This is a genomic window from Streptomyces barkulensis (genome assembly GCF_002843305.1).
GTDB lineage: Bacteria > Actinomycetota > Actinomycetes > Streptomycetales > Streptomycetaceae > Streptomyces > Streptomyces barkulensis.
The window spans coordinates 207691-228130 of record NZ_PGSG01000009.1 but is presented as its reverse complement, the minus strand read 5'-3'; the positions used below and the strand labels follow the sequence as shown (position 1 = coordinate 228130).

Genomic DNA, 20440 nt, shown 5'->3' with positions numbered 1-20440 from the left:
CCACCTCACAGCGGGAGGCGCCACCGTGGCGGAGGAACCGCAGGCGGACTGCCTGTTCTGCAAGATCGTCGCGGGGGACGTCCCGGCGACGATCGTCCACGAGACCGACACCACGCTCGCCTTCCGGGACATCAACCCGCAGGCGCCCACCCATGTGCTGGTGATCCCCAAGGAGCACCACCCCGACGCCGCCGCGCTGGCCGCCGCCGCCCCGCAACTGGCCGCCGACGTGCTGCGCGCGGCGGGCGAGGTCGCCGCGCAGGAGGACATCGCCCCGCCCGGGGGCGCCACCGTCGGCTACCGGATCGTGTTCAACACCGGCGCGGGCGCCGGGCAGACCGTCTGGCACGCGCACGCCCACGTCCTGGGCGGACGCGGCCTGAACTGGCCTCCCGGGTAAGCCCGTTGTCCGTACGCGAACTGGTCGTGCTGGGCACCGCCAGCCAGGTGCCCACCCGCCGGCGCAACCACAACGGCTACGTGCTGCGCTGGGACGGCGAGGCGCTGCTGTTCGATCCCGGCGAGGGCACCCAGCGCCAGATGCTCCGCGCGGGCGTGGCCGCCCACGACCTCACCCGGCTGTGCGTCACCCACTTCCACGGCGACCACAGCCTGGGGCTGGCCGGGGTCATCCAGCGCATCAACCTCGACCGGGTGCCGCACCCGGTCACGGCGCACTACCCGGCGAGCGGGCGGCGCTTCTTCGACCGCCTGCGGTACGCCACCGCCTACCGTGAGACGGCCGAGCTGCGCGAGGAGCCGGTCGGCGCCGACGGCACGCTGGCCACCACCGCCGCGTACACGCTCCAGGCGCGGCGTCTGTCCCATCCGGTGGAGTCCTACGGCTACCGCCTGGTCGAGCCCGACGGGCGGCGGATGCTGCCCGAGCGGCTCGCCGCCCACGGCATCTCGGGCCCGGACGTCGGCCGTATCCAGCGCGAGGGCGAGCTGCGCGGGGTCACCCTCGACGAGGTGAGCGAGACCCGCCCCGGGCAGCGCTTCGCCTTCGTGATGGACACCCGGCTGTGCGAGGGCGTGCACGCGCTCGCCGAGGGCTGCGACATGCTGGTCATCGAGGCCACCTTCCTCGACGAGGAGGAGGCCCTGGCGCAGGAGTACGGCCATCTCACCGCGGGCCAGGCGGCCTCCGCCGCGGCGCGGGCGGGGGTGCGGCACCTGGTGCTCACGCACTTCTCTCAGCGCTACGACGACCCGGCCCGGTTCGCCGCCCAGGCCCGGCAGGCGGGGTTCGCCGGGGAGCTGACCGTGGCCGAGGACCTGATGCGGGTGCCGTTGCCCCGGCGGCGCTGACCGCCGCCCGCGCCCCCCTTCCGCAGCCGCAGCCGCACCCGCCCCGGCCCGCTTCCGGCCGCGCCGCCGCGCACCCCTTTCCGGAAACGTACGGGCGCCCTTGACGCCCCCCTCCGCCGTATCTAGTCTCCGTCTCCGCACATGGACAGGGTTCACATAGGAGAACAGGCCGGTGGTGGGGCGGCCCCGACCCGGGCGCCCGCCGCAGTCGGCCCCGACCCGACAGGAGTCGCCGATGAAGGACCTGACCGTCGCCGAGGTGCGCCTGACCCCGATCCTCGTCGCCGACCCGCCCCTGCTCAACACCCAGGGCGTCCACCAGCCGTACACCCCCCGACTGATCGTCGAGGTGGTCACGGCCGGCGGTGTCACCGGGGTCGGGGAGACCTACGGCGACACCAAGTACCTGGACCTGGCGCGCTCCCTCGCCCGGCGGCTGCCCGGACATCCGGTCAGCGACCTGAACGGGCTGCTCGCCCTCGCCGGCGAACTCCCCCTGGACGGCCACCGCACGGACGGCTCGGTGGACGTCGGCGGACTGCGCGGCGTCCAGACGGCCGGCAAGCTGCGGCTGTCCGCCGTCTCCGGCTTCGAGGTGGCCTGTCTGGACGCCCTGGGCAAGGCGCTGGGGATGCCCGTGCACGCCCTGCTCGGCGGGAAGGTGCGCGACCGGGTCGAGTACAGCGCCTACCTGTTCTACCGCTGGGCCGAGCACCCCGGCGGCGCGGCGTGCGGGAGCGACGAGCGGGGCGCCGCCGGCGACGACTGGGGCGCCGCACTCGACCCGGCCGGGATCGTCGCCCAGGCCCGCCGCTTCGCGGCCGGCCACGGCTTCGGCTCCTTCAAGCTCAAGGGCGGGGTCTTCCCGCCCGAGGAGGAGACCGCCGCCGTCCGGGCACTCGCCGAGGCCTTCCCCGGCAGCCCCCTGCGCCTGGACCCCAACGGCGCCTGGTCGGTGGAGACCTCGCTGAAGGTCGCGGAAGAACTGCGCGGCGTACTGGAGTACCTGGAGGACCCGGTCACCGGCACGCCCGCGATGGCCGAGGTCGCCGCGCGGGCCGAAGGGCTGCCGCTGGCCACCAACATGTGCGTGACCACCTTCCCGGAGATCGCCGGGGCGTTCACCACCGGCGCCGTCCAGGTGCTGCTCGGCGACCACCACTACTGGGGAGGGCTGCGCAGCACCCAGCAACTGGCCGCGGTCTGCCGCGCCTTCGGCGTCGGGGTGTCCATGCACTCCAACACCCACCTGGGCGTCAGCCTCGCCGCCATGACCCATGTCGCCGCCACCGTCCCCGGCCTGGAGCACGCCTGCGACACCCACTACCCCTGGCAGACCGAGGACGTGCTCACCGAGCGCATCGCCTTCCGCGAGGGCGCCGTCGCCGTCCCCGACGCGCCCGGCCTGGGTGTCGCCCTCGACCGCGACCGCCTCGACGCCCTCCACCGCCGCTGGCTGGCCGACGACGGCTCGATGCGCGACCGGGACGACGCCGCCGCCATGCGCCGGGCCGATCCGGACTGGAAGGCGCCTTCCGTACCGCGCTGGTGACGCCTTACGCAACTCCCGGCCGGCCCACCGCGCCGATCGTGCACACTGGCCGCATGCTCGACCCGCTCGCCCCGCTCCGCACCCCCGACGACCCGCCCCGCGACGTCTATCTGACCGGGACGGTCTTCCTGGACATCATCTTCACCGGCCTGGACTCGGCACCGGTGCGAGGCACCGAGTCCTGGGCCCGGGGCATGGGGTCGAGCCCCGGCGGCGTCGCCAACATGGCCACCGCCCTGGCCCGGCTGGGCCTGCGCACCTCGCTCGCCGCCGCCTTCGGCGACGACATGTACGGCGAGTACTGCTGGGAGGCGCTGGAGAAGGGCGAGGGCATCGACCTGTCGCTGTCGCGCACCGCGCCCGGCTGGCACTCGCCGGTCACCGTCTCGATGGCCTACGAGGGCGAGCGGACGATGGTCTCCCACGGGCACGAGGCCCCCCGGCCCGAGGAGCCCGCCCCCGGCGACCCGCCCGCCGCCCGCGCCTGTGTCGCCTCCCTCCAGCCCGGCAGACGCCAGGAGTGGATCGCGCGGGCGGCCCGGGCCGGCAGCCGGGTCTTCGCCGACGTCGGCTGGGACGAGACCGGCCGCTGGGACCCGGACGACCTCGCCGACCTGGAGCACTGCGAGGCGTTCCTGCCCAACGCCGGGGAGGCGATGCGCTACACCCGCACCGACTGCCCCCGCGCCGCCGCCCGCCGCCTCGCCGAGAGGGTGCCGCTGGCCGTGGTGACCATGGGAGCCGAGGGCGCCGTCGCGGTGGACGGGGCCACGGGCGAGACCGCCGAGGTGCCCGCCATCTCGGTGGAGGCGCTGGACCCCACCGGCGCCGGGGACGTGTTCGTGGCCGGTTTCGTCACCGGCACCCTGGCCGGCTGGCCGCTGGCCGACCGGCTGGCCTTCGCCGGACTGACCGCCGCCCTGTCGGTGCAGGAGTTCGGCGGCTCGCTGTCCGCGCCGGGCTGGGTCGAGGTCGCCGCCTGGTGGCAGCGCGTGCGCGACTTCGACGAGCAGGATCCGGCCGCCCTGAGCCGCTACGGCTTCCTGGACGCCCTGCTGCCCGGCTGCGCCCGGCCGTGGCCGCTGCGCCGCGCGGTGCCGACCATCGGCTTCCGCCGGCCCTGACCCGCTCCGCGGCACCCGCCCGCGGAGCCGGGCATACAAATCGCTACTGACCTGTCAGCGCCACGTCGTACCCTGGAAGCCCAGGCGAGCGGCGGCCACAGACCGGCGACACAGCAGCGACAGAGAGGGACGCGCAGGCCACAGAGCCGGCCCATGACTCAGACACAGACGGACCAGGCACGGTCCACCCAAGCGAGTGCCCGTTTCACCGTCCCGGCCAAGCACCCGATGGTGACGGTGCTGGGTTCCGGCGACTCCCTCCTCCGCGTGATCGAGAAGTCCTTCCCGTCGACGGACATCCACGTGCGCGGTAACGAGATCACCGCGACCGGCGAGGCCGCGGAGGTCGAACTCGTCCAGCGGCTGTTCGACGAGATGATGCTGGTGCTGCGCACCGGCCAGCCGCTGACGGAGGACGCGGTGGAGCGATCGATCGCCATGCTCCGCGACGCGGAGAGCGGCGCCGAGGAGACACCCGCCGAGGTGCTCACGCAGAACATCCTGTCCAACCGCGGCCGCACGATCCGTCCCAAGACGCTCAACCAGAAGCGCTACGTGGACGCGATCGACAAGCACACCGTCGTCTTCGGCATCGGCCCGGCGGGCACCGGCAAGACCTACCTCGCCATGGCCAAGGCGGTGCAGGCCCTGCAGTCCAAGCAGGTCACCCGCATCATCCTGACCCGGCCCGCCGTCGAGGCGGGGGAGCGGCTGGGCTTCCTGCCCGGCACGCTCTACGAGAAGATCGACCCGTATCTGCGGCCGCTGTACGACGCGCTGCACGACATGCTCGACCCCGACTCGATCCCGCGACTGATGGCCGCCGGGACGATCGAGGTCGCGCCGCTGGCGTACATGCGCGGCCGGACGCTCAACGACGCCTTCATCATCCTGGACGAGGCGCAGAACACCAATCCCGAGCAGATGAAGATGTTCCTCACCCGGCTCGGTTTCGACTCCAAGATCGTGATCACCGGCGACGTCACCCAGGTCGACCTGCCCGGCGGCACCAGGAGCGGTCTGCGCCAGGTGCAGGAGATCCTCGAGGGCGTGGAGGACGTCCACTTCTCGCGGCTCACCAGCACCGACGTCGTGCGGCACAAGCTGGTCGGCCGTATCGTCGACGCCTACCAGCGCTACGACGACAGCCACGGCACCACCGACGGCAGTGACCGAAAGTAACGGAAAGCAACAGCCACCCACATGTCGATCGACGTCAACAACGAGTCCGGCCGCGAGATCGACGAGCGGGCGATCCTCGACATCGCCCGCTACGCCCTCGCCCGGATGCGCATCCACCCGCTGTCGGAGCTGTCGGTGATCGCCGTCGACACCGACGCCATGGAGCAGCTCCACAAGCAGTGGATGGACCTCCCCGGCCCGACCGACGTGATGTCCTTCCCCATGGACGAGCTGCGCCCGCCCTCCAAGGACGGCGACGAGCCCCCGCAGGGCCTCCTGGGCGACATCGTGCTCTGCCCCGACGTCGCCGAGAAGCAGGGCGCCGACGCCCCGACGAAGCACTCCATGGACGAGGAGCTGCAGATGCTCACCGTCCACGGGGTGCTCCACCTGCTCGGCTACGACCACGAGACGCCCGGCGAGCGGACCGAGATGTTCGGCCTCCAGGCGGCGATCGTCGACGGCTGGCGCGCCGAGCGCGGCCTGGAGGGGCCCTCACCGGCCCCGACGACGACATGAGCACCCCGCTGATCGCCGCGGCGGTCCTGCTGGTCGGTCTCGCCTGGCTGGCCGCCTGCGCCGAGGCCGGCCTGGCCAGCACCACCAGCTACCGCGCCGAGGAGGCCGTACGCTCCGGGCGGCGCGGCGGCGCCAAGCTCGCCGCCGTCGCCGCCGACCCCACCCGGTACCTCAACCTCGCCCTGCTGCTGCGGGTGACCGCCGAGATGTCGGCCGGAGTCCTGGTCACCTACGGCTTCCTGCACACCTTCGCCAGCACCTGGCAGGCGCTGGCGGCGGCCGGCGGCGCGATGGTGCTCGTCTCCTACGTCGCCGTCGGCGTCTCGCCGCGCACCATCGGCCGCCAGCACCCGCTGAACACCGCCACGGCCGCCGCGTACGTGCTGCTGCCGCTCGCCCGTGTGCTCGGCCCGCTGCCGCAGCTGCTGATCCTCCTGGGCAACGCCCTGACCCCGGGCAAGGGCTTCCGCAAGGGCCCGTTCGCCACCGAGGCCGAACTGCGGGCCATGGTGGACCTGGCCGGGCGGGAGGCGCTGATCGAGGACGAGGAGCGCCGCATGGTGCACTCGGTCTTCGAACTGGGCGACACCCTGGTGCGCGAGGTGATGGTGCCGCGCACCGAGCTGGTCTCCATCGAGCGGTTCAAGACCATCCGCCAGGCGCTCACCCTGGCCCTGCGCTCGGGCTTCTCCCGCATCCCGGTGACCGGCGAGAACGAGGACGACATCGTCGGCATCGTCTACCTCAAGGACCTCTCCCGGAAGGTCCACATCAACCGCGAGACCGAGAGCGACCTGGTCTCCACGGCGATGCGGCCGGCCGTCTTCGTCCCCGACACCAAGAACGCCGGCGACCTGCTGCGCGAGATGCAGAAGGACCGCAACCACGTCGCCGTCGTGATCGACGAGTACGGCGGCACCGCCGGGATCGTCACCATCGAGGACATCCTGGAGGAGATCGTCGGCGAGATCACCGACGAGTACGACCGGGAGCTGCCGCCCGTCGAGGACCTGGGAGAGGGCCGCCACCGGGTCACCGCACGCCTGGACCTGGGCGACCTGGGCGAGCTGTACGGCCTGGACCTGGAGGACGAGGACGTGGAGACGGTCGGCGGGCTGCTGGCCAAGCTCCTGGGCCGCGTCCCCATCGCGGGCGCCACCGCGACGGTGGAGGTGCCCGAGGGGCGCGGCGAGCGCCGCGGCGGCCACCACGCCGACCACCGGGGCGAACCGGCGCCGCGCGGTCTGCGGCTGACCGCCGAGTCCCCGGCCGGCCGCCGCAACCGCATCGTCACCGTCCTGGTCGAGCCGGTCCGCGCCCCCGCGCCGGAGCCGGAGGACGAGGCGGCGGCCGGGACCGGCGGCTGACGGCCGGGGCCAACGGGGCCGAGCCGGGGCCGAAGGGCGTGATGCGCCCTTTCCCGGTCCGGGCCGCCCCTTCGCGCGGGCGAGCGCATATGCTCACCCGCATGAGCGAAGCCGCCGACCTGGACCCCGAAGACCGCAAGATCGTCACCCTCGCGCGCAGCGCGCGGGCCCGCAACGCCGTGCCCGAGGGCGCGGCCGTACGCGACGAGACCGGGCGCACGTACGTGGCCGGAACCGTCGCCCTGAAGTCGCTCCGGCTGAGCGCGCTGCAGACGGCCGTCGCGATGGCGGTGGCCTCCGGGGCCAAGTCCCTGGAGGCCGCGGCCGTGGTCTCCGAGGCGCCCGCCGTGCCCTCCGCCGACCTCGCCGCCGTCCACGAGCTGGGTGGCCCGGCCACCCCGGTGCTGCTCGCAGGCCCCGACGGCGCGGTCCGCTCCACCGTCACCGCGGGCTGAACCACCGGGCGGGGGAGGGGCGGGACGGCCGGTACGGGGGCACCCCGCGGATCGGGGAGAATGGCCACCATGAGCGACCGTTCCCCCTCCCCCCGGCCCGAGCGGCAGGCCGAGTCCGCGCCGCACCGCGCGGGCTTCGCCTGCTTCGTCGGCCGCCCCAACGCGGGCAAGTCGACCCTCACCAACGCCCTGGTGGGAACGAAGGTCGCGATCACCTCCAACCGCCCGCAGACCACCCGCCACACCGTGCGCGGCATCGTCCACCGCCCCGACGCGCAGCTCGTCCTGGTGGACACCCCCGGCCTGCACAAGCCGCGCACCCTGCTGGGCGAGCGACTCAACGACGTGGTGCGCACCACCTGGGCCGAGGTCGACGTGATCGGCTTCTGCCTGCCGGCCGACCAGAGGATCGGCCCCGGCGACCGCTTCATCGCGGGCGAGCTGGCGGCCATGAAGCGCACCCCGAAGGTCGCGATCGTCACCAAGACCGACCTGGTGGACTCCAGGGCGCTGGCCGAGCAGCTCGTCGCCGTCGACCGGCTCGGCAAGGAACTGGGCATCGAGTGGGCCGAGATCGTCCCCGTCTCCGCCACCGCCGGCGACCAGGTGGGCCTGCTGGCCGATCTGCTCGTCCCCCTGCTGCCCGAGGGCCCGCAGCTGTACCCGGACGGCGACCTCACCGACGAGCCCGAGCAGGTCATGGTCGCCGAGCTGATCCGCGAGGCGGCGCTGGAAGGGGTGCGCGACGAGCTGCCGCACTCCATCGCCGTGGTGGTCGAGGAGATGACGCCGCGCGAGGGACGCCCGGCGGACCGGCCGCTGCTGGACGTCCACGCCAACGTCTTCATCGAGCGCCCCAGCCAGAAGGGCATCGTCATCGGGCCCAAGGGCAGCCGGCTCAAGGAGGTCGGCACCAAGTCCCGCAAGCAGATCGAGGCGCTGCTGGGCACCCCCGTCTACCTCGACCTGCACGTCAAGGTCGCCAAGGACTGGCAGCGCGACCCCAAGCAGCTGCGCAGGCTCGGCTTCTAGGACACGGCTTCTCCCGGCTTCCGGGACAAGGCTTCCACGAGCCGCGCCCCTGCCCCCTGCCCCTTGCCCCTTGCCCCTTGCCCCCTGCCCCCTGCCTCCCCGCCCCGGCGGGGAGGCGGGGCCGGTCCGGGGAAGCCGTGCTCACCCATGTGAGTTCTCGCATACTGATACGCGCCGCCACGCACCGTCCGCCTCGGTTACGCTGAATCGCATCATGCGTTTTGGGCTGCTTCTCCTTAGCTGCCGCGGCGAGGGCCTGTAGACATACGGCCGACCCCCTCCCCGCGGAGTTCGGTGATGCCGTCGTCGGCCCCTTCGGAAAGCGTTCGGAGAACGCTTCGAAGCCCATCGCCCTCCACAGGAGCCCAGTCCACATGAGCAGTGATTCCTCCCGCGTAGGCCGCCCCACGCCCGTCACCGCCGCCACGGTGGCCCAGAAGCCGTCGGGCATGCCGATCCACCGCTACCGCGGCTACGAGGCCGTCGAGCTGCCCGACCGCACCTGGCCCGGCAAGCGGATCACCAAGGCCCCCCGCTGGCTGTCCACCGACCTGCGCGACGGCAACCAGGCGCTGATCGACCCGATGTCGCCCGCCCGCAAGCGCGAGATGTTCGACCTGCTGGTCCGCATGGGCTACAAGGAGATCGAGGTCGGCTTCCCCTCCTCCGGCCAGACCGACTTCGACTTCGTGCGCTCCATCATCGAAGAGGGCGCCATCCCCGAGGACGTGACGATCTCGGTGCTGACCCAGGCCCGCGAGGACCTGATCGAGCGCACCGTGCAGTCCCTGGCCGGCGCCCACCGCGCCACGGTCCACCTGTACAACGCCACCGCCCCGGTCTTCCGCCGCGTGGTCTTCCGCGGCTCCAGGGACGACATCCGCCAGATCGCCGTGGACGGCACCCGCCTGGTGGTCGAGTACGCCGAGAAGATCCTGGGCGACGAGACGGTCTTCGGCTACCAGTACAGCCCGGAGATCTTCACCGACACCGAGCTGGACTTCGCCCTGGAGGTCTGCGAGTCGGTCATGGACGTCTGGCAGCCCGAGGAGGGCCGCGAGATCATCCTGAACCTGCCCGCCACCGTCGAGCGCTCCACACCCTCCACCCACGCCGACCGCTTCGAGTGGATGTCGCGGAACCTGTCGCGGCGCGAGTTCGTCTGTCTGTCCACCCACCCGCACAACGACCGCGGCACCGCCGTGGCCGCCGCCGAGCTGGCCGTGATGGCCGGCGCGGACCGGGTGGAGGGCTGTCTGTTCGGGCAGGGCGAGCGCACCGGCAACGTGGACCTGGTCACGCTGGGGATGAACCTGTTCAGCCAGGGCATCGACCCGCAGATCGACTTCAGCCGGATCGACGAGATCCGCCGCACCGCCGAGTACTGCAACCAGATGGAGATCCACCCGCGCCACCCGTACGCGGGAGACCTGGTCTACACCGCCTTCTCCGGCTCCCACCAGGACGCCATCAAGAAGGGCTTCGAGGCCATGGAGGCCGACGCGGCCGCGGCCGGCAAGCCGGTGGAGGAGATCGAGTGGGCGGTTCCGTACCTGCCCATCGACCCCAAGGACGTCGGACGCTCCTACGAGGCGGTCATCCGAGTCAACTCCCAGTCCGGCAAGGGCGGCGTCTCCTACGTCCTGAAGAACGACCACAAGCTGGACCTGCCGCGCCGGATGCAGATCGAGTTCTCGAGGATCATCCAGGCCAGGACCGACGCCGACGGCGGCGAGATCACCCCGGCGCAGATCTGGGAGACCTTCCGCGACGAGTACCTGCCCAACCCCGGCAACCCCTGGGGCCGCATCCAGGTGCGCAACGGCCAGACCACCACCGACACCGACGGAGTGGACACCCTCACCGTCGAGGCGGCCGTCGACGGCACCGACACCGTGCTGACCGGCAGCGGCAACGGCCCGATCTCCGCGTTCTTCGACGCGCTGGAGGGCATCGGCATCGACGCCAGGCTGCTGGACTACACCGAGCACACCATGAGCGAGGGAGCCTCCGCGCAGGCCGCCTCGTACATCGAGTGCGCCATCGACGGCAAGGTGCTGTGGGGCATCGGCATCGACCCCAACACCACCCGCGCCTCGCTGAAGGCGATCGTCTCCGCCGTCAACCGCGCCTTCCGCTGACGCGGCACCCTCCGCTGTGAGCACGGCCCGCCCCGCCGGACGCCCGTCCGGCGGGGCGGGCCGTCTTCACACGAGTTCACAGCGGGGGACGGGCGCGCTCCGGCAGGGTGCGCAGGATCTCCCCGCCTCCCCATGCTTTCGCAAAGGTTTCCACCCGGCGCGGGGGCGCCGCGCGACCCTTCCCGACCTGCGCGTACGCCCTCCGGCCCGGCCCACAAGGGCCACAAGGGGAAGGGATGGGTGCCTCCCGGGGTACTGACGGCACCTCATCGATGTGGTTAACATCACGCCCACGCGGCAATGGCGCAGGAGCGTGACGGAGGTACGGCAGTGGTGCACCCCCGGGGCCGGGACGGCCGGAGACTGCGGCTGGCGGGCGTCCGCACGGCCTGGCACACGGTCGACGACGGCGAGTTCTTCTGTCCCTCCTGCGGCGGCGACCGCAACTACAGACGCCGCACCGGGCGCCGCCGCCTGGTGGTGCTCGGAATCCCCGTGCTGCCGCGCGGCGAGGCCGGGCCCGTGCTGGAGTGCGCGGCCTGCGAGGGGCACTTCGGCACCGACACCCTCGACCACCCCACCACCACCCGGCTGAGCGCCATGCTCCGTGACGCCGTGCACGCCGTCGCGCTGGCGGTGCTGGCGGTGGGCGGCTGCGAGGCGCGGTCGGTCCGCGAGGCGGCCGTGGAGGGGATGCGGGCCGCCGGCTTCACGGGCTGCTCCGAGGAGCAGCTGGTCGCCCTGCTCGCGGCGGTGGGATCCGACGGGGTCACCATGGAGATAGAGCTGCACGAGGCCCTGGCCCCGCTCGCCCCGCACCTGGCCGGGCCCGGCCGCGAGAGCCTGCTGCTGCTGGGCGCCCGTATCGCGCTCGCCGACGGCCCGTACACCCCCGGTGAGCGCAGGACGCTGGGCCTGGTGGGCCGGACGCTGCGGCTGTGCGGGGAGGAGACCGACCGGCTGCTGGACGCCGCCCGCACCACCCCTTCCTGACGCTTCCCGGCCCCCGCACGCCTCCCGGCCCGTGTCCCCCGGCCGGGGGAGGGGTGGGGGACAATGGGGGAATGAGTCTGTTCCGCGACGACGGCGTGGTCCTGCGCACCCAGCCGTGCCGACCCGGGGGGCACCCCCCGGACCCCCGGCCGGGCGGCTCCACGGAGGCGCCGTGAGTCTGTTCCGCGACGACGGCGTGGTCCTGCGCACCCAGAAGCTGGGCGAGGCCGACCGCATCATCACGCTGCTCACGCGCGGACACGGACGGGTACGGGCCGTGGCCCGGGGCGTGCGGCGCACCAAGTCGAAGTTCGGGGCGCGGCTGGAGCCGTTCTCCCACGTCGACATCCAGTTCTTCGCGCGCGGCAGCGATCTGATCGGCCGCGGCCTGCCGCTGTGCACCCAGACCGAGACCATCGCGCCGTACGGGCGGAACATCGTCACCGACTACGCCCGCTACACCGCCGGGACGGCCATGCTGGAGACGGCCGAGCGGTTCACCGACCACGAGGGCGAGCCCAACGTCCAGCAGTACCTGCTGCTGATCGGCGGCCTGCGCACCCTCGCCGCCGGTGAGCACGCCCCGGCGCTGGTGCTGGACGCCTTCCTGCTGCGCTCGCTGGCGGTGGGCGGCTACGCGCCCAGCTTCGAGGCGTGCGCCCAGTGCGGGCTGCCCGGACCCAACCGGTTCTTCTCCGTCGCCGCCGGCGGGGTGGTGTGCGCCGACTGCCGCAGGCCGGGCAGCGTCGTGCCGTCCCCCGAGGCGCTGCGGCTGCTGGGCGCGCTGCTGACGGGCGACTGGGCGACGGCCGACGCGGCCGAGGCCCGGCACGTGCGCGAGGGCAGCGGGCTGGTGTCGGCGTATCTGCACTGGCACCTGGAGCGGGGTCTGCGCTCCCTGCGCTACGTCGAGAAGACCTGAGGGAGCCGACCGGCTACGCTCCCGGTATCCCTTCCCCGTCCTGACCCAGGCGCGGCCTTCCCGGGCCCCGCCCGACTGGAGATGAACCGCATGGCACGGCGCGGAATGCTGTCCCGGCAGCGTCGCGAGTACCTCACGCCCGAACCGCACCCTTCCGGCGCGCGCCCGCCGAGCATCCCCGCCGACCTGGTGCCCAGGCACGTGGCGGTGGTGATGGACGGCAACGGGCGCTGGGCCAAGCAGCGCGGGCTGCCGCGCACCGAGGGGCACAAGGTCGGCGAGGGCGTCGTGATGGACGTACTCAAGGGCTGCCTGGAGATGGGCGTGAAGAACCTCTCCCTGTACGCCTTCTCCACCGAGAACTGGAAGCGGTCCCCCGAGGAGGTCCGCTTCCTGATGAACTTCAACCGCGACGTCATCCGCCGCCGCCGCGACGAGATGGACGCGCTCGGCATCCGCATCCGCTGGGTCGGCCGGATGCCCAAGCTGTGGAAGTCGGTCGTCCAGGAGCTCCAGGTGGCGCAGGAGCAGACGAAGGACAACGACGCCATGACGCTGTACTTCTGCGTCAACTACGGCGGCCGGGCCGAGATCGCCGACGCGGCGGCGGCCATCGCGGCGGACGTGCGGGCCGGGCGGCTGGACCCGTCGAAGGTGAACGAGAAGACGGTCGCGAAGTACCTGTACTACCCGGACATGCCGGACGTGGACCTCTTCGTGCGGCCCTCGGGCGAGCAGCGCACCTCCAACTACCTGATATGGCAGAGCGCGTACGCCGAGATGGTCTTCCAGGACGTGCTGTGGCCGGACTTCGACCGCCGCAACCTGTGGGACGCGTGCCTGGAGTACGCCCGCCGCGACCGCCGCTTCGGCGGCGCCGAGCCCGTCGCGCCCGCCCCGCCGCAGGCCGCGCCCGCGCGGTCGGAGGGGACCGTACCGCCGCAGGCCTGACGCCGCCGGTCCGGACGTGCGGAGCCGGACGCGCGGCGCGGCCCTGACGCTCCCGGCGGGAGCGTCAGGGCCGCGCCGCGCGCCCTCAGGCCTTGGAACTCCGGGCGGCGGCGCACTCGCCGCAGGTGCCGAAGATCTCGATGGTGTGGGCCACGTCCACGAAACCGTGCTCCGCGGCGATGGAGTCCGCCCACTTCTCCACCGCGGGTCCCTCCACCTCCACGGCCTTGCCGCAGCTGCGGCAGACCAGATGGTGGTGGTGGTCGTCGGTGCTGCACCGGCGGTAGACGGCCTCGCCCTCGTCGGTGCGCAGCACGTCCACCTCGCCGGCGTCGGCGAGCGACTGGAGCGTGCGGTAGACGGTGGTCAGACCGACGGAGTCGCCTCGGTGCTTGAGCATGTCGTGCAGCTCCTGGGCGCTGCGGAACTCGTCGACCTCGCTGAGCGCCGCCGCCACAGCGGCGCGCTGCCGGGTCGACCGGCCGCGTACGGGGGGACCTGCGGTCGCCACCATTGCCTCCTAGAGTCGGCGCTACCTCGCGTAGCTGATCGGCCATTGTGCCAGGTGCGTCGTGCGCCGCCGGGCCGCACTCCGCGCCGGTGGTGCCATCGGCCGCGCCGTCCGCCGACGACCATCGGTCACCGCACGACCGTAACGCCTTCGGCCGCCTGCCGGCCTTCCCCCTCCCGCTCTCCTGCCCGCTCGTCCGGTCCGGTCCCCTCCTCGTCCCGCGCCCGCGCCCTCAGCCGCGCGCGGTTCAGCAGCGGGGCCGCCGCGGACAGGAGGGCGAACAGCGCGATGGCCAGCAGCACGATGGTGGCGCCGGGCGGCACGTCGGCGTAGTACGAGGTGGCGGTGCCGGACACGGACACCAGCACGCCCATGCCCACCGCCAGCCCCATGGTGGTCGCGAAGCCGCGCGTGACCTGCTGGGCCGCGGCCACCGGGATCACCATCAGGGCGCTCACCAGCAGCAGGCCCACCACCCGCATGGCCACGGTCACGGTGACGGCGGCGGTGACGGCCAGCAGCAGGTTGAGCAGCCGCACCGGGAGCCCGCTGACCCGGGCGAACTCCTCGTCCTGGCAGACGGCGAAGAGCTGCCGCCGCAGTCCGAAGGAGACCGCCAGGGCGAGGACCGACAGCACCACGATGGCGGTGACGTCCTCGGGCGAGACGGTCATGACCGACCCGAAGAGCGGGGAGAGGAGATCGGCCGTGGTGCCGCCCGGCGCCAGGTTGATGATCAGGACGCCGCCCGCCATGCCGCCGTAGAACAGCATGGCCAGGGCCACGTCGCCGCGCGTTCTGCCGTACCAGCGGATCAGCTCCATCGCGACCGAGCCGAGCGAGGCGACCACCACGGCCGTCCACACCGGGCTGGTGCTCAGCAGGAAGCCCAGCGCCACACCGGTGAGGGCCACGTGCCCGATCCCGTCGCCCATGATCGCCTGGCGGCGCTGGACGAGGTAGATGCCGATGGCGGGGGCCGCGACGCCGACCAGCAGCGCGGCGAGCAGCGCGCGCTGCATGAAGGCGGGCTGGAGGATCTCGATCATGTCAGCAGTCCGGTCCGGGTCGGTTCGGCCAGGGAGTCGGCGTGCGGGTGGCACGCCTGGTCGTGGAGGTGCGCGGTGCCCTCCACGCGCTCCACGCGGCCGTCGTGCAGGACGACCGTGCGGTCGATCAGCGGGGCCAGCGGGCCGAGCTCGTGCAGCACCAGCAGGACGGAGACGCCCTCGCCGGTCCGCTCGCGCAGCGCCTCGGCCAGGACGCCCTGGCTGAGCAGGTCCACGCCGGCCAGCGGCTCGTCCATGACCAGCAGTTCGGGCTCGCCGGCCAGCGCGCGGGCTATCAGCACGCGCTGGTGCTGGCCGCCGGAGAGCGCGTTCACCGAGTCCCGCGCCCGGTCGGCCAGTCCGACCAGTTCCAGGGCCCGCCGTACCGCCGCCCGGTCGCCGCGCCCCAGCGGCCCCAGCCGCCTGCGGGCCAGCCGCCCGGAGGCGACGACCTCGCGCACGGTCGCGGGCACGCCGGCGGCCGCGGTCGAGCGCTGCGGTACGTAGCCCACGCGGTGCCATTCGCGGAAGCGGCGCAGCGGGGCGCCGAACAGCTCCAGCTCGCCGCCCGAGGTCTGCACCTGGCCCACGGCGGCCCGCACCGTCGTGGACTTGCCCGAGCCGTTCGCGCCGAGCAGGGCGACGACCTCGCCCCGTCCCACGGCCAGATCGATGCCGCGCAGCACCGGCCGCGCCCCGAGCGAGGCGGTCACGCCCCGCAGGGACAGCACCGGGGGCGCCGCCGGCCCCGTGCTCCGTTCCGCCGTCCGTTCCGCCGTCCGTGCGGCGGCGGTGTGCTCGTCCGTCATGATCGGCCTCCTCACCGGGCGCCGAGCGCCTTGCGCAGGGCCTGGAGATTGGCCCGCATGATCTCGAAGTAGTCGTCGCCGGGGGAGGCGTCGGTGATCCCCTCGACGGGGTCGAGGACGTCGGTGCGCAGCCCGAGGTCGTCGGCGAGGGTCTTCGCGGTGCGCTCGCCGGCCGCCGCCTCGAAGAAGACCGTGTCGACGTCGTCCTCCTCGGCGACCCGGTGCAGCTGCCTCATCCTCGCGCCGCTGGGCTCGGACTCGGGGTCGAGACCGGCGACGGACTCCTCGTGGAGGCCGTAGCGGTCGGCGAGGTGGCCGAAGGCCGCGTGGGCGGTGATGAAGGTGTCGGTCCTGCGGTTCTCCAGGCCCTCGCGGAAGTCCGTGTCCAGGTCCCTGAGCTTCCCGGCCAGGGCGTCGGCGTTCTTCCGGTAGTCGTCGGCGTGGTCCGGGTCCGCCTTCGCCAGGGCGTCGCCGACGCCCTCGGCCACTTCGGCGTACTTCACCGGGTCGAGCCAGACGTGCGGGTCGGTGGCCCCCTCGCCGCCGTGGTCGTGGCCCTCGTGGCCCTCCTCGGCGGGCTCCTCCCCGTGGCCCTCGTCCCCGTGGCCCTCGTCCGCGTGGCTCTCCTCCCCGTGGCCCTCCCCGTGCTCGGAGGCGTGCTCGTCCTCGTGTTCCTCCTGGTGGCCGGAGCCGTGCTCCAGAGGCTCGGTGCAGGAGGTCGCCTCGGCGACGTTCTCCACCCCGGACTGCTCGATCGCCTTGTCCACGGCCGGCTGGAACCCCCTGAGGTAGACCACGAGGTCCGCCTCGCCCAGCTCGGCGGTCTGCCGCGGGCTCAGCTCCAGATCGTGCGGCTCGACGCCGGGCTCGACCAGGGAGCTGACCGAGACGTGCTCCCCGCCTATCTCCTCGGCGAGGAACCGCATCGGGTAGAACGAGGCGACGACGTTCACCCCGTCGCCCGCTTCTCCTCCCGTCCCTCCCGAGCCGCAGGCGGTCAGGCCGAGCATGCCCAGGGCGGCGGCTCCGGCCAGTGCGGTACGGGAGGCGGCGCGGCGGCGGGGGCGGGGTATGAGAGGGCGGCGTCGAGCGTTCATGACACTCATTTTCACCCTAGTTGGAAATGATTGTCAAATGAGATGGAGATCCCGGCGATCGACGGCGACCGGGTTTCCGGCATCCCGGGTCCGAACCCCGAACCGATTTGATCCCGCCCCCGTCATCGCCGGTAACCTGAGGCATTCCGTCGTCTGTACCGAAGAGAGCACCGTGGCCGCCGACAAGATCGACACCATCGTCAGCCTCAGCAAGCGCCGTGGCTTCGTCTATCCCTGCAGCGAGATCTACGGGGGGCAGAGGGCCGCCTGGGACTACGGTCCGCTGGGCGTGGAGCTGAAGGAGAACATCAAGCGCCAGTGGTGGCGCCACATGGTCACCTCGCGCGACGACGTCGTCGGAATCGACTCGTCGGTCATCCTCGCCTCCGAGGTCTGGGTCGCCTCCGGCCACGTGGCCACCTTCACCGACCCGCTGACCGAGTGCACCTCGTGCCACAAGCGGTTCCGCGCCGACCACCTCGAGGAGGCGTACGAGGCCAAGCACGGCCGCCTCCCCGCCGCCGGCCTGTCGGACGTCAACTGCCCCCACTGCGGCGTCAAGGGCCAGTTCACCGAGCCCAAGCAGTTCTCCGGCCTGCTGTCCACGCACCTCGGCCCGACCCAGGACTCCGGCTCGGTCGCCTATCTGCGTCCCGAGACCGCGCAGGGCATCTTCACCAACTTCGCCCAGGTGCAGCAGACCTCGCGCCGCAAGCCGCCGTTCGGCATCGCGCAGATGGGCAAGTCCTTCCGGAACGAGATCACTCCGGGCAACTTCATCTTCCGCACCCGCGAGTTCGAGCAGATGGAGATGGAGTTCTTCGTCAAGCCGGGCGAGGACGAGAAGTGGCACGAGTACTGGATGGAGCAGCGCTGGAACTGGTACACCGGGCTGGGCCTGCGCGAGGAGAACATGCGCTGGTACGAGCACCCGGCGGAGAAGCTCTCCCACTACTCCAAGCGCACCGCCGACATCGAGTACCGCTTCCAGTTCGGCGGCGGCGAGTGGGGTGAGCTGGAGGGCGTGGCCAACCGCACCGACTACGACCTGACCTCGCACTCCAAGGCCTCCGGCCAGGACCTGTCGTACTTCGACCAGGAGGCCGGCGAGCGCTGGACGCCGTACGTCATCGAGCCCGCGGCCGGTGTCGGCCGCACGATGCTGGCCTTCATGCTGGACGCCTACACCGAGGACGAGGCGCCCAACGCCAAGGGCAAGATGGAGAAGCGCGTCGTGATGCGCCTCGACCCGCGCCTGTCGCCGGTCAAGGTCGCCGTCCTGCCGCTGTCGCGCAACCCGCAGCTCTCCCCGAAGGCCAAGGGCCTGGCGGACACGCTGCGCAAGCACTGGAACATCGAGTTCGACGACGCCGGCGCCATCGGCCGCCGCTACCGCCGCCAGGACGAGATCGGCACGCCTTTCTGCGTCACCGTCGACTTCGACACCCTCGACGACAACGCCGTGACGGTGCGCGAGCGCGACACCATGAAGCAGGAGCGCGTCTCGCTCGACCAGATCGAGTCCTACCTCGCGGCGCGGCTGATCGGCTGCTGAACGCGCGGCACGTGCGGCTTGTGCACGGAGGCCTCCGGACCCGGTACGGGTGCGGAGGCCTCCGGCCGTTTCCGGGGCCCGCACCGGGTCCGGAAAGCGGGGCGGCCCCGCCGCCGCCCCGGCCGCCTCCCGCTTGCCGGGATCCGGAAACCGGCCGCCGCCGAACACTGCCCCACTCGGCTCTGGCACCGCCGCGCGCCGCCTTCCAGAATCGGCCGGGCACACACGGACGGGATCCGGAGGGCGAGAAAAGGGGGGACGAATGCTGACGACGGGCACGGTGACCACGGGCACGGTCAGCGGTTACGGACAGGACGGGCGCATCCACGAGGTGAGGATCACCCGTGAGCTGTGCCTGCGCCGCGGTACGGGGGAGGGACGCCATCTGGTCTGCGGTACCTGCGACCGCCGCTTCACGGCCCGCGGCCTCGCACGCGCCGAGGCCGCGCACCATCTTGCCGAGCACGGCGCGCGGTCCGGCGGCGGGCAACGGCTGAGCCCCGCGCCCTGGATCCTCGGGCTGATCGGGCTGGCCGGCTTCCTCGCGGTCTTCACCCCCGCCTTCCTGGGGCACTGACCCCGCCGGGGACGGGGGACGGGGGGCACGCGGGGAAGCGGTCCGGATGGGGGACAATGGAGGATCGCCCCCACCACCGAGCGACGACGAGGATGCCCGCCCCCATGTCACAGCAGCTCTCCATCGGCCCGCACACGGTCCGGCCGCCCGTGGTCCTCGCGCCGATGGCCGGGATCACCAACGCGCCGTTCCGGACGCTGTGCCGGGAGTACAGCGGTGGCCGCGGGCTGTTCGTCAGCGAGATGATCACCACCCGGGCACTGGTCGAGCGGGACGCCAAGACCATGCGGCTCGTCCACTTCGCCGAGACCGAGAAGCCGCGCTCCATCCAGCTCTACGGCGTGGACCCGGCGACCGTCGGCAAGGCCGTCCGCATGATCGCCGACGAGGACATGGCCGACCACATCGACCTCAACTTCGGCTGTCCGGTGCCCAAGGTGACCCGCAAGGGCGGCGGCTCGGCGCTGCCGTACAAGCGGAACCTGCTGCGGGCCATCCTGCGCGAGGCCGTCACCGGCGCCGGCGGGCTGCCGGTGACCATGAAGATGCGCAAGGGCATCGACGACGACCACCTCACCTATCCGGACGCCGGGCGCATCGCCGTGGAGGAGGGCGTCACCGCCGTCGCCCTGCACGGCCGCACCGCCGCCCAGCACTACGGCGGCACCGCCGACTGGGACGCCATCGCCGCGCTGAAGGAGGCCGTGCCCGAGATCCCGGTACTGGGCAACGGCGACATCTGGTCGGCCGACGACGCGGTGCGGATGATGCGCGAGACCGGCTGCGACGGCGTCGTGGTCGGACGCGGCTGCCTGGGCCGGCCGTGGCTCTTCGGCGATCTGGTGGCCGCCTGCGAGGGCAGGCCGGAGCGGGCCGAGCCCACCCTGGGCGAGGTCGCCGCGGTGATGCTGCGGCACGCCCGGCTGCTGGGGGAGTGGCTGGAGGACGAGTCGCGCGGGGTGATCGACTTCCGCAAGCACGTCGCCTGGTACACCAAGGGCTTCCCGGTCGGCTCCGAGCTGCGCCGGAAGCTGGCCGTCGCGTCCTCGCTCGCCGAACTGGAGGACCTGCTGGGCGAGCTCGACCCGGACCAGCCGTGGCCCAAGGGCGCGGACGGCCCGCGCGGGCGCACCTCCGGACGCAACCGGGTGGCACTGCCCGACGGCTGGCTGGACGACCCGTACGACTGCGCGGGCGCCGCGGCCGAGGCCGAGCTGGACACCTCCGGCGGCTGAGCCGCCCCGGGGACGCCCGGGCTCCCGGTGGTCCCGGTGGTCCAGGGGGTCCCGGGGG

20 protein-coding genes are annotated in these 20440 nt (G+C 72.8%); 16 read left to right on the top strand and 4 right to left on the bottom strand.

Going from position 1 to position 20440, the window contains the following annotated elements:
• Positions 1-25: 25 nt before the first annotated feature.
• The 13 genes from CUT83_RS02755 (at position 26) to CUT83_RS02690 (ending at position 13549) form a co-directional block, all read left to right on the top strand.
• Positions 26-400, top strand: a complete 375-nt coding sequence (locus CUT83_RS02755; RefSeq protein ID WP_101254248.1) for a histidine triad nucleotide-binding protein — start codon at positions 26-28, stop codon at positions 398-400.
• A 5-nt stretch (positions 401-405) separates the two neighbouring features.
• Positions 406-1311, top strand: coding sequence for a ribonuclease Z (locus CUT83_RS02750; protein ID WP_101254247.1), 906 nt, complete (start codon positions 406-408; stop codon positions 1309-1311).
• A 235-nt stretch (positions 1312-1546) separates the two neighbouring features.
• Positions 1547-2863: a glucarate dehydratase family protein gene (locus tag CUT83_RS02745; protein ID WP_101254246.1), complete on the top strand. Its 1317-nt coding sequence runs from the start codon at positions 1547-1549 to the stop codon at positions 2861-2863.
• Between the two features lie 53 nt (positions 2864-2916).
• Positions 2917-3987 carry a PfkB family carbohydrate kinase gene (locus CUT83_RS02740; protein WP_101254245.1) on the top strand — a complete coding sequence of 357 codons (1071 nt, stop codon included), beginning with the start codon at positions 2917-2919 and terminating at the stop codon, positions 3985-3987.
• Positions 3988-4140: 153 nt separating this feature from the next.
• Positions 4141-5169: a PhoH family protein gene (locus tag CUT83_RS02735; protein WP_101254244.1), complete on the top strand. Its 1029-nt coding sequence runs from the start codon at positions 4141-4143 to the stop codon at positions 5167-5169.
• A 21-nt stretch (positions 5170-5190) separates the two neighbouring features.
• On the top strand, positions 5191-5688 hold the full coding sequence (gene ybeY, locus CUT83_RS02730) for an rRNA maturation RNase YbeY (protein ID WP_101254243.1): 498 nt from the start codon (positions 5191-5193) through the stop codon (positions 5686-5688).
• Complete coding sequence (locus CUT83_RS02725; protein WP_101254242.1) at positions 5685-7055, top strand: hemolysin family protein; 1371 nt, start codon at positions 5685-5687, stop codon at positions 7053-7055. Before ybeY ends, CUT83_RS02725 begins: the two co-directional genes overlap by 4 nt.
• An 89-nt stretch (positions 7056-7144) precedes the next feature.
• Positions 7145-7510, top strand: coding sequence for a cytidine deaminase-like protein (locus CUT83_RS02720; protein WP_093654565.1), 366 nt, complete (start codon positions 7145-7147; stop codon positions 7508-7510).
• 60 nt (positions 7511-7570) lie between these two features.
• A complete protein-coding gene (era, locus tag CUT83_RS02715) occupies positions 7571-8542 on the top strand; it encodes a GTPase Era (RefSeq protein ID WP_194074693.1) in 972 nt (323 codons plus the stop codon).
• Positions 8543-8916: 374 nt separating this feature from the next.
• Entirely contained in the window at positions 8917-10683 is a 1767-nt protein-coding gene (gene leuA, locus CUT83_RS02705) for a 2-isopropylmalate synthase (RefSeq protein WP_101254241.1), read from the top strand.
• A gap of 300 nt (positions 10684-10983) precedes the next feature.
• Positions 10984-11676, top strand: coding sequence for a tellurite resistance TerB family protein (locus CUT83_RS02700; protein ID WP_107490848.1), 693 nt, complete (start codon positions 10984-10986; stop codon positions 11674-11676).
• Positions 11677-11848: 172 nt separating this feature from the next.
• The gene (recO, locus tag CUT83_RS02695; protein ID WP_093849056.1) at positions 11849-12598 is read left to right on the top strand and encodes a DNA repair protein RecO; all 750 of its coding nucleotides are present in this window, start codon (positions 11849-11851) and stop codon (positions 12596-12598) included.
• Between the two features lie 90 nt (positions 12599-12688).
• Positions 12689-13549, top strand: coding sequence for an isoprenyl transferase (locus tag CUT83_RS02690; RefSeq protein WP_101254239.1), 861 nt, complete (start codon positions 12689-12691; stop codon positions 13547-13549).
• Positions 13550-13634: 85 nt separating this feature from the next.
• Here CUT83_RS02690 and CUT83_RS02685 read toward each other — a convergent pair whose 3' ends face one another.
• From CUT83_RS02685 to CUT83_RS02670, 4 genes are all read right to left on the bottom strand, one after another.
• A complete protein-coding gene (locus CUT83_RS02685) occupies positions 13635-14060 on the bottom strand; it encodes a Fur family transcriptional regulator (RefSeq protein WP_101254316.1) in 426 nt (141 codons plus the stop codon).
• Between the two features lie 128 nt (positions 14061-14188).
• Entirely contained in the window at positions 14189-15109 is a 921-nt protein-coding gene (locus CUT83_RS02680) for a metal ABC transporter permease (RefSeq protein ID WP_101254238.1), read from the bottom strand.
• Positions 15106-15918, bottom strand: coding sequence for a metal ABC transporter ATP-binding protein (locus tag CUT83_RS02675; protein WP_101254237.1), 813 nt, complete (start codon positions 15916-15918; stop codon positions 15106-15108). Before CUT83_RS02675 ends, CUT83_RS02680 begins: the two co-directional genes overlap by 4 nt.
• An 11-nt stretch (positions 15919-15929) precedes the next feature.
• Positions 15930-17024: a metal ABC transporter substrate-binding protein gene (locus CUT83_RS02670; protein WP_101254236.1), complete on the bottom strand. Its 1095-nt coding sequence runs from the start codon at positions 17022-17024 to the stop codon at positions 15930-15932.
• A gap of 163 nt (positions 17025-17187) precedes the next feature.
• On the opposite strand from CUT83_RS02670, the gene CUT83_RS02665 reads away from it, so the two are divergent.
• The 3 genes from CUT83_RS02665 (at position 17188) to dusB (ending at position 20382) form a co-directional block, all read left to right on the top strand.
• A complete protein-coding gene (locus CUT83_RS02665; RefSeq protein ID WP_101254235.1) occupies positions 17188-18570 on the top strand; it encodes a glycine--tRNA ligase in 1383 nt (460 codons plus the stop codon).
• Positions 18571-18832: 262 nt separating this feature from the next.
• Positions 18833-19147: a hypothetical protein gene (locus tag CUT83_RS02660; RefSeq protein WP_101254234.1), complete on the top strand. Its 315-nt coding sequence runs from the start codon at positions 18833-18835 to the stop codon at positions 19145-19147.
• 92 nt (positions 19148-19239) lie between these two features.
• On the top strand, positions 19240-20382 hold the full coding sequence (gene dusB / locus CUT83_RS02655) for a tRNA dihydrouridine synthase DusB (protein ID WP_165869559.1): 1143 nt from the start codon (positions 19240-19242) through the stop codon (positions 20380-20382).
• Positions 20383-20440: the final 58 nt, after the last annotated feature.

Coding starts and splice junctions, on each gene's coding strand:
- CUT83_RS02675 (WP_101254237.1), bottom strand. CDS start 15,918: ATGACGGACGAGCACACCGCCGCCGCACGGACGGCGGAACGGACGGCG.
- CUT83_RS02745 (WP_101254246.1), top strand. CDS start 1,547: ATGAAGGACCTGACCGTCGCCGAGGTGCGCCTGACCCCGATCCTCGTC.
- CUT83_RS02680 (WP_101254238.1), bottom strand. CDS start 15,109: ATGATCGAGATCCTCCAGCCCGCCTTCATGCAGCGCGCGCTGCTCGCC.
- CUT83_RS02720 (WP_093654565.1), top strand. CDS start 7,145: ATGCTCACCCGCATGAGCGAAGCCGCCGACCTGGACCCCGAAGACCGC.
- CUT83_RS02740 (WP_101254245.1), top strand. CDS start 2,917: ATGCTCGACCCGCTCGCCCCGCTCCGCACCCCCGACGACCCGCCCCGC.
- CUT83_RS02690 (WP_101254239.1), top strand. CDS start 12,689: ATGGCACGGCGCGGAATGCTGTCCCGGCAGCGTCGCGAGTACCTCACG.
- CUT83_RS02725 (WP_101254242.1), top strand. CDS start 5,685: ATGAGCACCCCGCTGATCGCCGCGGCGGTCCTGCTGGTCGGTCTCGCC.
- CUT83_RS02670 (WP_101254236.1), bottom strand. CDS start 17,024: ATGAGTGTCATGAACGCTCGACGCCGCCCTCTCATACCCCGCCCCCGC.
- CUT83_RS02735 (WP_101254244.1), top strand. CDS start 4,141: ATGACTCAGACACAGACGGACCAGGCACGGTCCACCCAAGCGAGTGCC.
- CUT83_RS02700 (WP_107490848.1), top strand. CDS start 10,984: ATGGCGCAGGAGCGTGACGGAGGTACGGCAGTGGTGCACCCCCGGGGC.
- dusB (WP_165869559.1), top strand. CDS start 19,240: ATGCCCGCCCCCATGTCACAGCAGCTCTCCATCGGCCCGCACACGGTC.
- ybeY (WP_101254243.1), top strand. CDS start 5,191: ATGTCGATCGACGTCAACAACGAGTCCGGCCGCGAGATCGACGAGCGG.
- CUT83_RS02660 (WP_101254234.1), top strand. CDS start 18,833: ATGCTGACGACGGGCACGGTGACCACGGGCACGGTCAGCGGTTACGGA.
- leuA (WP_101254241.1), top strand. CDS start 8,917: ATGAGCAGTGATTCCTCCCGCGTAGGCCGCCCCACGCCCGTCACCGCC.
- era (WP_194074693.1), top strand. CDS start 7,571: ATGGCCACCATGAGCGACCGTTCCCCCTCCCCCCGGCCCGAGCGGCAG.